The following is a 10,959-nucleotide window of genomic DNA, read 5'->3' as shown; positions in this document are numbered from 1 at the left end:
AAAACGGTTAGTGGAGTTACAATGTTAAGCAATATTATAAAAGTAAAATTAGAGAAAAATAGTTGTCCTTTTGAAGAATTAGAAGAATTTTTTGCTTCATTAAAATTTGGTACAAAAGGGTTTAAAGATTCTTCATTCAACCACTATGGATTAAAATCCAAAGATTGAGAGAGAGCATAGAAGGTTCTGTCGAATCTATAAATTGTGGTACAAGAAGATCGTTAAACTGGGATTATGGGAGTTATAGAGCAATTAGCATAGCAAAATTCTCAAAAGTAGAAACATTATCATTAGCCCCGATAATTTGTCTTTTTTGAATCATACGAATATTTTCTATGCCGGTAATGGTAATCTTTGCGGAGTGGAAGCTCTTAAAACCAAGCATTGGCTTTATTCGTTTTTTGATAAATCTATGATCTTGTTCGACAATATTATTTAGATATTTTATTTGAAAAACCATGATTCTACAATCTTCAGAAATTTCTGTATTCAAATCATCAAGAGCAGCAGTATTACTGCCGCTTTTATCAATTACTACTTTCTCAGGAAGGTTATTCTCTCTAAAGGCTTTACGAAAGAACGCAAGTGCCGCAGACTTGTCTCTACGAGCACACAACAGAAAGTCTACAGTATTACCAATAGTGCTCTGTATAGATAAACCCATTTGCCGTTTAATTTAACGTAGGTCTCGTCCATTCTCCAGCTACTGCCAACCTGCTTCTTCCTTTTCCTTACCGCTTCATCTATCAGTGGCACAAATCTGATAACCCACCTTTGTAACGTAGCATGATCAATTTTTGCTCCCCTTATACTCAGCATTTCTTCCAAATCTCGATAGCTCAAAGAGAATCTACATTTCATATATACAGATAACATTATTATCTCTGCTGAAAAGCTAAATCCTTTGAAATATGGCAATAATTTTGAACTAATACGAAACATCTTTGCTTTTTTTTTAGATGATCATATCACTTCTTTTCTACTTTCCTACAAATGTTACATACCAGGATTTATAGATGCGACAGAACCAATGTGAACTGTCTTGGGAAGACGTAGATGAATTCAATACAGAAAAAGATGAGAAAAGAGATTTTAGTAAAATTAAAATAGATAGTAAAAAGTTTATTGACTATATAAAAGATATACCAGAAGAAAAACGTTCTCAGCTAATTGAGCTAGCAGGTAAAGTTGAAGTTACAGGTGAGTTTCATGATTTAATCAATAAGCTTACCAGTAATCAGAAGGTTATGAATCATTTAAATAGAGTAAAAAAAATCTCTAGCATAACTATGCATGGAATGATGGCTAAAAATATTTTAGCTGATTTTTTAAACAGAGATTATCAGGGTGTAGCAATTAATATTGGTTTTATAGCAGGTGGTCAAGGATTTGCTAAAGTTGCTGAAGTTGCATCTCGTAAAGGATTAAATTTACTCTCAGAAGGAAAAGCATTACTCGGTAAATCTTTAAGAGTAGCATCTTCTTTTCTTGCTCGTGGTACTTCTACCTTTGTTGTTTATGATCTGGTAAATCAGGTAGAAGCATTTAGAAACGGTACGGAAGAAGAATTAGTTGGCGTAGTAGGAGATAGTATTTACCTAGGTGTTAATACTGCAGAGATTGGCATCGAAGTTGCTGAAGGTTTTGAAATATTAGAAGGAATATCAAGTGTTACTGGACTAATTGGAGCAGAAATTGGAGATGTAGTATTTATTGGTACTGATGTTTACATGGCAGTAAAGAGAGTTGATAAGATTGATCAATTGATTCACTTAAGTGGAAGAGAAAAATTTATTGAAGGATTGCGTGCATTTATAGGTATGCAACCTGAACAATATATAGAAGAATTAATAGAAGAAAAACAACTTTACAACCAATTAGTTAAGCAAGGATTTGAGTATTTGAAGCAGCATAATGATATTCAAAGTTATGTATTCCCTACTGGTCAATCAGTTGTTAGTTCTTGTCGTCAGGTGCCATACCAAGTGCTTCAGTGTGATGGCGCTGGATTTGGAGAATTATGCATGAGAAGAATTAATGTTACACTTTACACTGAAGAATGCAAAGTTAAGTTTAAGATAGACTTAGACAGTAAAGTACTGCTTGATGGAAAAGGAACCGATATAAAATGGAGTAGAGCAAGGCCGAATAATCCAAGTGGTGGAAAATTGTTTTGTTTCTCGCAGGGAAATGACGAACCTGCTCCAAATTATGGGTCATATTTATGCGAAAATGCGATTGGTTTATCTAATAACAAGATAGAAGGATATAATCTAATTAATTTAGGAGAAGGTGAAGATTATGCCAGGGGATTTAAGGATAGTCCGAACGTATTTGTAGTGAATGATGGGTCTAAAGAATATTATGGGGGAAATAAGAATGATATCTTTGTTTTACAGGGAGATCTGATAGAAGGGTCCTTGTACGGAGAAGATGGAATTGATACCTTAGATCTGACTGGATTTGCTCAAGAAGCTGTGAGTGTGAATGTGTATTTAAATACAAATATTGGCACTATTGTGTACAACAGATATGGTTATTCTGGATTTCAAATTAATTCAGTAGAAAGAGTGCTTGGTAGAAAAGCTAAGGCAGATCATATATTTAGTGCATGTGAAACTAAATTCTTGGATGGTAATGGTGGTAAGGAAGATCAACTTGATTATTTGGAAATAAAAGATAATAACTGTGTCTATGATATACAAGTAATAGTTAGAAATTACACTGAAGTAAATAATCTAGCACTCAAAGGTAACTTTAACTATATTGTACCATTTCAAAAAGGTAGTGCATCTGTTAAATTACTTGCTAATTTCGAAAATAACCATAGGTTTATATTCGACTACTTGCTTGCTGATATTCAGAGTATTGATATTAAAGATCACAATAGTATAAAGTTCGATTTTTCCTCAAAAGTTGCAAATAGTAACTTTAGTATATCTATCTCATATAACATAATGAACAATATAATCTATCAATTAAAAGACAGTGCTGAAATAAAAGTAGGTAAGGAAAGAAACTTGTATGCAATACAGAATACTAATAAAACTATTGATGAAATTATAGAAAGTTACCCAGCTATAGCAAATAAACTCAATATGACTATCGCTGTTCAAGATGGTGATGAATCTATACTTGTTGGCTATGGGAAGTGTGAGGTAATTTACAATAATCCAATCTATAACAGTCACTTAATTGGAAATGGTGGTAAAAACATATACGTAATTACTATAGCCTCAGGTGAGCAAAGATATGAACATAATATTTTTTCTATGCCACAAATAAACATCTACAATCCTGATCAAGCAAGTTCTATAGATACGTTAGATTTACGTAACGTGATAAAAATAATACAAGATGATTTGAAAATACATATTAATCTGCCAAGAATTTTTCAAGATGGAAATGATTTGCTAGTTAGGTTAGAAGCAGAAATGGGACAAAGTTTTTTATTAGAAGTGCTAACAGTAAGATTAAAAGACGGTTTGGATTGGTATGAAAATCTTCATATTATCTCAGATAGTGCGCCTATGAAAATAAGTTCTGAATTAGAATTAAAGCCACTACCTTTGATCTTTGAAAAGGATAAAGAAATTATTGTGGTAACGGGTCAAGATGTGGAGAAAGATGCTGAGCTTATCACGCCTAGAAAAGGAGGAAACAATACGTTTGTTCGTAGTAATGGTCATGATCTAATAATAACTAATGCTTTTGATTCGACTATTGCTAAGAATGATCTGTGCAGTATTACACTTAGTAAATTCTATAAAACACCTAAGATGAAAACGTTATCAATAAAATTTACTGATAAAGAGATAGTGTTAAAAGATTATGAGAAAGAAATAAGTACAGCAAGAGACGTTAATGTTGTGAAAAAAGAATATAAGGATCAAGTGTACGATGATGTGTTTACAGAAGTCATGTTATCTGATCAACCTCATAGACATAGGCAGCACATTAGAAACCGTAGAATGGTGAGTAGCAGTGCAAAACCATCTTCGTGGATAAATCATTTATTTGGTTGGGTAAAAAGCTCTGTGAGTGGGTTATTAGATTCGAGAGCTGCTCTACCTGAAACTTCAGCAAATTATTCTAATACATCTGGTACTAGCCAATTTAGTAGTGAAGTTTGTATCAGTAACAATTTTGGTTTAGGATTCTTCTTATTACAAAGTTTCCTAGATAAAAAATATCCTCTTCCTAAGTTTTGTTCTGCTACTCATGAAGAAGTGCTGGCTGATACACTTAATATAATGGAAGAATTTAAAAAGACACTTAAAAAAACAGCTAAACAATCTGGTGTATCAGTGAAAGGTTTTGACTTTTTTAAAGTGTATTCAGATATAGCAGGTCATGTAAGGAACGAAAGATATTCTAAAATACCAAGTACATTATATTCAGCCGCAGAAGAAGCCTATCCGGAAAATGAGAAGTTTTTGAGTATTTTAAAAGGCAATATTGAAAAGATGTTTGATAAGCAGCAGATAGTTAATGGTGGATATCAACCTAATGACATTGCTGATAATAAACCTAGAAGCTATTTTAATAACACAACAGTGGACAAAAAGCTACAAACCCCAGTTATGGATTATCCGAGTCAATAAAGCTTAGAAATAGAGGACTTTTTCGACTGCATGGAATACGAAACTAATGTTGAAAAAGTATGTACCAAAAAATTTATGGGGGATCTGTGCCGAAGCTCAAATTTATTTTTCAAACAACCAAAAACTGTCTCAATAATCAATTTTTCTCAATAGAATCTTCTCTTTTAAAGAAATCAGTGCGTTTTTCATGCCTTTTTTCACTTGAGTGACGAGTTTTAGACCTCTATCGAAGAGTTTCTCAAAGAGGTCCTTCTTCTTTATCTCTGAACAAAAGTCCTGTCAATTTTTTAGTCAAATTTGGTGTAGGTTTTCTGTCGTCAACGCTGCCTTTAGTTAGCGTAATAACTTGAACTTCGACTATTTCATTGATTACCAGATGCAATTTAAAACCGAACATAGGTAGTCTTTCCTATATTTGCCAACTCTTTGAAAACTTTATTTTTTGCGATCCTTTTTGTGTGGCAAACAGCGATTGCAGTTGTATCAATATAGAGTGATTTTTGCTTGCTCGCAGAACCACTGCAAAAGCATTGCCAAATACCATAAAACCCTGAGTTTTAGAGCAACAAATCTATGATACGAAGGGAGTTTTGAAAACTCAGAACTGTACAATAATTTAAGATAACTCAAGTAAAAAAACTTGAAATTTTTGCACAGCGATTGTGGTAAAGTAAGATTATAGTAAGTATTTCTGGCACGGTAATTTCAGGTATTCTTTTTGTTTTTTTGCCACTTGATAGAAGCTTTTCTGAAAGTTTTTCATCAGCAATGTGACAAAAATCTTCTATAAAACAGTAAAATATCTTTCTTCATGGATAACCTCTTAATTTTTGCTAAAATACCTGAGTTTACCCTATTCCTCTCTTTATTAATTCTACTTTCTAATCCATAACTGGGGTTAATAAGATTACTGAACTTGCTAAAGGAGTTGGTGCAGAAATTTTATATCTACCTCCTTATTCTCCAGATTTTAACAAAATTGAGCATAATTGGTTTGCTATAGAAAATAGAATTAGGAAAAACATTCCTCTATTCACATCTTTTCGTCATGCTGTCGATTCTTACTTCTTATGATTTTTTTGGACTATTATGGGAAGGGCTATATTTTAACAGTTTTAAAGCTGAAATAAAGAATATAGGCGTAACCACCGAAAAAGACTTTTTCTTATCAAAAAAACACCGTAAAACCCCATCCTTCAGGGCGGGGATATAAGGCGGAAGCGGGTGTTGACACCGAATATGCACAAAAGCATAATAGATTTAGCGGCAGGGCATGCCGTGTTGTGCCTGTGGAGGGGATAGTGCATTTAGCCTCCCGATGAAGCAGGAACCCACCGAGATGATTCAGACTTCGGTCTGAACGTGGTAGGAATCCTTGCCCTTTAGGGCGGGGAGGATGTCAACACACGAAGGCACCTCCCCTTCCTTTTTAATAAAAAATATCTATATACCTATTATAATATACGTAAATGTATATTATGCAAAATATAAGCAAGGTTATGCGCTGCTTAAACTTCTCTAATTAGTGACACTCAACTATAAGAGTAGCTTGCATAGCAAAGAAGATACTAAGTATCTTCTTTTTTATAGTTTTATTAGATTTAGATCTGATGACAACTCAGATAAATCGTTCAGCCCTTCCTGGAGCTGAGACGTAATAGAATTTAATTGATCACTAAATTTTACATCCTGTTCAAAGCTCCAATCACTTTCCCTACATTTACTAATGCATGCACTACGTAGTTCGTTATTATCCTGATGACTTTTAGGACATGCGCGTATGCAATGGTAATATTGTTCATACGCTTCTTCTCTAGTATTATACGCAGCAGCACTTTTTGTATTACTTTTCATAATATTCTCCTTAATTAAAAAACTAGTATAATATTAACATGTAACTATGAATTTTATACTAAATATAGTACATCTTCTTTTCAGAACAACATAAAAAATCAAACTACCCATACCCTCTCTAGCATTTGGTTAACCAGCAATCATTTATCGCTCTGCCGTAAGAAGTGTAGCCACTGCCAAGTATAGCCCTTCCCAGGTTTTGTTGAATGGCAAGGAATAAGGAGGAGTAATGAAAGGAATTTACGAGGCAAATTTGAAAATAGGCATACCTATATCAGTAAAGTTATTAATAAAATAGCATTTTAAAAGCACCTCTTGAGAGCGATTTACCTCAGATTTATTCTTAAAACTAAATCCAAATGTTTTTTTGAGCCTCAGGAAAAAACTCTCGATACGTGAACGTATTTCATACCTTGTCTTCTTTTTCCAGTGGGTAAGTTTTCCTTATACTAATGTTGTTGTTTCTTTCTGATAGATAATCTATATTGCTGCAGATTTTTGCATTTTTTCTTGGCTTTATGATGGGTTTCAAATTGTATTGATTGCACAACTTATATAAATTATCTGTATCATAAGTTCCATCTGCACGCAGAGACTTAATCTTATAGATATCACCCATTTCCTTTAGTATTTTAGATGCTATCATGTGAAAGAAAATTAGTATATCGAACTGCTATTGCCTTTTTGCTGTTTACGTCCAAAGCAACATATAGCTTTCTTATTTGATCTGTACCATTATACTTCCTTATCTTGGCGTTATCTTTGTTATGTTGAGTACTGTTACTATAAATATGCATTACAGTAATATCTATAGCAATTTCAATATTCTCTATGTCATTTTTATCTGTTCTGTGGTCACATAGTTTCAAATTAAGTTTGACGAGAAGCTTGTGAATACTTGGAGATTCTTCACTATACTTTGTAAATATCCTTTTATAAATCCAACTGCTTGCCTTAAGCCTATTCCAAATAGATTAACGACTATACGTACTGCAATAACAACCTTATCGCTATAAATCTCCAGGAATTTTTTCTGAACTTTCGTACCAGTTTTCTATAGCTTCATCGATAAAATGAAAGACATTTCCTCTTTTTTCTAAAAATTGATTATACTCTTTAATGATTACTGACCTTCATCTTCTTTGGCATATACTCTACACAATGTTCATTTCTTAATAAAGTAACCACTTTCTTTAGATTTTCTCCCTTTTTTCTCCCATCTCTACTCGCTATGCAACAAAGCCAACTCAGGTTACCTTACTATGTTGTCATCATCTTTGAGTAAGTAATGTTAATAAAAAATGAGTAAATGATCTATTTAATATTAAAAAGATGTTGAATATGGATAAATTGAGTCAAGATACAAAAAAAAAGCTGCATTTTTGGTGGCTTATAACATTAATAGTATGTATTATTGCTACCTATTACTACATGAAGTCAAAAGCTGCAGATAATTATAAAACGATATTACGCATTGCTTCTCAAAATTGTAACTTAGAAACTGTAAAATTCTCAGTAAAAAATTTATTAGATACTGATACACACATGCCTAAGTTAACTGCGTTACATTATGCTGCAGAAGGGGATATTTAGAGATAGTTAGGTTTTTAATAGATGAGGGAGTTAACGTAAACATTATTAACAAGTATGTAAGCACAGCACTACATAATGTTGCATATTATGGTGATTTAAGGATTATCAAATTTTTGCTAGAAAAAGGCGCTAATCCTAACATTATAAACGATGATGGAAAAACCTAGAAATGTAGCTGTGTTAAGGTCAAGGCATAACAAAGATAAGCCCTACGATCAAATATTCAACCACTATGGATTTTAATCCATAGTGGTTGAATGCTGAATGACTTTAAGTTTAAAATTGAGAAAGTAGTTGTTATATATATCAGCAAGTATGAGTTAAATTTGTATTATGGACTTGAATAAATTTACCGAAAAAGCAAAAAGCCTAATCCAGAGCGCTCAAATGAAAGCATTGGGAGCTGGGCATCAGATTTTTATGCCTGAACATTTACTTAAAGTAATGCTTGAAGATGAGTCAGGTTTAGTTCAGGATTTGATAGGCACCTGTGATGGAAATGTTCAGAATATTTCTGATGCTGTGAGTAGTACAATTAAAAAGTTTCCAGTGGTTGGAGGACCAGGTAGTGTTGGACTTCAGCTTTCAAGAGAGGTAGCAAAAGTTTTTGATGATTCAATTGGTATTGCGAGGAGAAATAAAGACACATTTGTTACTGTTGAGCGGTTGTTGCAGGGCCTTGCTGCACAAAAAGATGAAATTGTAGGTAAAATTTTAGCAGAAGGTGGTGTAACACCGCAAAAATTAAATTCAGTTATTGCAGAAATGAGAAAAGGTGGCAGTGCAGACTCTCCAAATAGCGAGGAAAAATTAAATGCGGCAAAGAGGTATACAAAAGATATTACAGAGCTTGCTATGCAAGGTAAGCTTGATCCTGTAATTGGTCGTGATGAGGAAATCAGAAGAACTATGCAGGTATCGTTGAGGCGAACAAAAAATAATCCAGTACTGATAGGTGAACCTGGTGTTGGAAAAACTGCAATAGTTGAAGGTTTAGCAAACAGAATTGTTGCAAATGATGTACCACTTGGTTTGCGTGATGCAAAAGTTTTAGCTTTGGATCTTGGTGCATTAATTGCTGGAACAAAATTTAGAGGGGAGTTTGAAGAGAGACTAAAAGCAGTGATTAATGAGATTTTAAAAGCAGAGGGCAAAGTTATTTTGTTTATAGATGAGCTTCATACTTTAGTGGGAGCAGGAGCGACAAGTGGTGCGATGGATGCTTCAAATTTGCTCAAGCCTGCTCTTGCGCGTGGAGAAATTCGCTGTATAGGGGCTACAACTTTGGATGAGTATCGTCAACATATAGAGAAAGACCCTGCGCTTGCAAGGCGTTTTCAGCCTGTGTTTATTTCTCAACCGACTGAGACTGATACTATTTCAATACTGAGGGGTTTGAAGGAGAGGTATGAGGTGCACCATGGTATTAGAATCACAGATGGTGCAATAATCGCTGCTGCAACGCTTTCTAATAGATATATAACAGATAGGTTTTTACCTGATAAAGCGATCGATTTAATTGATGAAGCAGCAAGTAGGGTTAGAATTGAAATGGACAGCAAGCCTGAGGTTGTTGATGAGCTTGAAAGAAAGATTATACAGCTGAAAATTGAGTCAGAGGCTTTGAAAAAAGAAAGTGATGAAAACTCTAAGCAACGTTTAAAAAAGATAAATGAGGAAATTGAGAGTCTAAACAGTAAATTTGCTGACTTAAGCAGTAAATGGCAGATGGAAAAGAATAAAATAGCTAAAATACAAGAAACTGCTGAAAAATTGGATAATGCGAGGAAAGAGCTAGAATTGGCTCAGCGGAATGGAAATTTAGGAAGGGCAGGGGAATTGATGTATGGTGTGATTCCTCAACTTGAAAATGAGTTAAAAAATCAGGAAAAAGTTACTGATAGTTTCCTAAAGAAAGAAGTTACTGAGAGTGATATTGCAAATATTGTTTCAAAATGGACAGGCATTCCAGTTGATAACATGATGCATAGTGAAAAGGAAAAGCTCCTTAACATGGAAAATGAAATAGGAAAAAGAGTAATAGGGCAGAGAGATGCAATTGAAGCGATAAGTAATGCAGTAAGGCGCTCCCGTTCTGGTGTTCAGGATACTAATCGACCTTTTGGTTCATTTTTATTCTTAGGTCCAACCGGAGTTGGAAAAACAGAGTTAGCAAAATCTCTTGCCGAATTTTTGTTTGATGATCAATCAGCACTTCTACGCTTTGATATGTCAGAGTATATGGAAAAACACTCCGTTTCAAAGTTAATTGGTGCGCCTCCAGGATATGTTGGTTATGAACAAGGTGGCAGATTAACCGAAGCAGTAAGGAGAAGACCATATCAGGTAATTTTGTTTGATGAGATAGAAAAGGCAAATCCAGATATATTTAATATACTACTGCAGATTTTGGATGAAGGTAGACTAACCGATAGCCATGGCAAATTAATTGATTTTCGTAATACCATACTAATTTTAACTTCTAACCTTGGAGCTGAGATGATGCTAAGAGGAGCTACCGAATCTGTGAAAGATGAGGTGATGAAAATAGTTAAGTCAGCGTTTCGTCCAGAATTTTTAAATAGACTGGATGAAATTATTATATTCCACAGCTTAACCAAAGATGACATTGATAAAATTATAGATGTTCAATTCTCTTATTTACAAAAGATGCTTGCTAAGCGTAAACTGAGTATTAGTTTATCGCAAGAAGCTAAAGAACTAATAGCACAAACTGGATATGACCCTGAATATGGAGCGCGGCCTCTGAAAAGGGTAATACAAGAATGCATTCAAAATAATCTAGCTAAGTTAGTTTTATCTGGGGAAATAGTAGAAGGAGATGAGCTAATAGTGTATACTTCTGGTAACGAAATCTTAGTTAAAAAGATCTAGATTCGCTGTGTAT

Annotated in this window: 4 protein-coding genes and 5 pseudogenes; 5 read left to right on the top strand and 4 right to left on the bottom strand. The window is 33.9% G+C overall.

What is annotated here, in order from left to right; translation table 11 throughout:
- Positions 1 to 21 precede the first annotated feature (21 nt).
- On the top strand, positions 22 to 168 hold the full coding sequence (locus MJ631_RS01575; RefSeq protein ID WP_007302910.1) for a hypothetical protein: 147 nt from the start codon (positions 22 to 24) through the stop codon (positions 166 to 168).
- A 73-nt stretch (positions 169 to 241) separates the two neighbouring features.
- On the opposite strand, the pseudogene MJ631_RS01570 reads toward MJ631_RS01575, so the two are convergent.
- A pseudogene (locus tag MJ631_RS01570) lies at positions 242 to 942 on the bottom strand (IS6 family transposase).
- Between the two features lie 74 nt (positions 943 to 1,016).
- Between MJ631_RS01570 and MJ631_RS01565 the strand changes: the two are divergent.
- On the top strand, positions 1,017 to 4,604 hold the full coding sequence (locus MJ631_RS01565; RefSeq protein ID WP_246485268.1) for a hypothetical protein: 3,588 nt from the start codon (positions 1,017 to 1,019) through the stop codon (positions 4,602 to 4,604).
- Here MJ631_RS01565 and MJ631_RS01560 read toward each other — a convergent pair.
- Positions 4,598 to 5,407, bottom strand: a pseudogene (locus MJ631_RS01560) (IS982 family transposase). The gene MJ631_RS01565 and the pseudogene MJ631_RS01560 overlap by 7 nt on opposite strands.
- Positions 5,408 to 5,504: 97 nt before the next feature.
- Here MJ631_RS01560 and MJ631_RS01555 point away from each other — a divergent pair.
- Positions 5,505 to 5,678: pseudogene (locus tag MJ631_RS01555) on the top strand (transposase); the annotation flags it as partial.
- Positions 5,679 to 6,188: 510 nt separating this feature from the next.
- Here the strand turns inward: MJ631_RS01555 and MJ631_RS01550 are convergent.
- Together MJ631_RS01550 and MJ631_RS08215 are read right to left on the bottom strand one after the other, a co-directional pair.
- Entirely contained in the window at positions 6,189 to 6,458 is a 270-nt protein-coding gene (locus MJ631_RS01550; protein WP_262986558.1) for a hypothetical protein, read from the bottom strand.
- A gap of 240 nt (positions 6,459 to 6,698) precedes the next feature.
- Positions 6,699 to 7,607: pseudogene (locus MJ631_RS08215) on the bottom strand (IS5 family transposase).
- Positions 7,608 to 7,799: 192 nt separating this feature from the next.
- On the opposite strand from MJ631_RS08215, the pseudogene MJ631_RS07985 reads away from it, so the two are divergent.
- Positions 7,800 to 8,294: pseudogene (locus tag MJ631_RS07985) on the top strand (ankyrin repeat domain-containing protein).
- A gap of 90 nt (positions 8,295 to 8,384) precedes the next feature.
- A complete protein-coding gene (gene clpB / locus MJ631_RS01530) occupies positions 8,385 to 10,946 on the top strand; it encodes an ATP-dependent chaperone ClpB (protein ID WP_052264804.1) in 2,562 nt (853 codons plus the stop codon).
- The last annotated feature ends 13 nt before the right edge of the window (positions 10,947 to 10,959 follow it).

The organism is Wolbachia endosymbiont of Oryzaephilus surinamensis (assembly GCF_025617515.1).
GTDB lineage: Bacteria > Pseudomonadota > Alphaproteobacteria > Rickettsiales > Anaplasmataceae > Wolbachia.
Note: the sequence above shows the minus strand (reverse complement) of the source record. Positions and strands in the feature narration are given on the sequence as shown.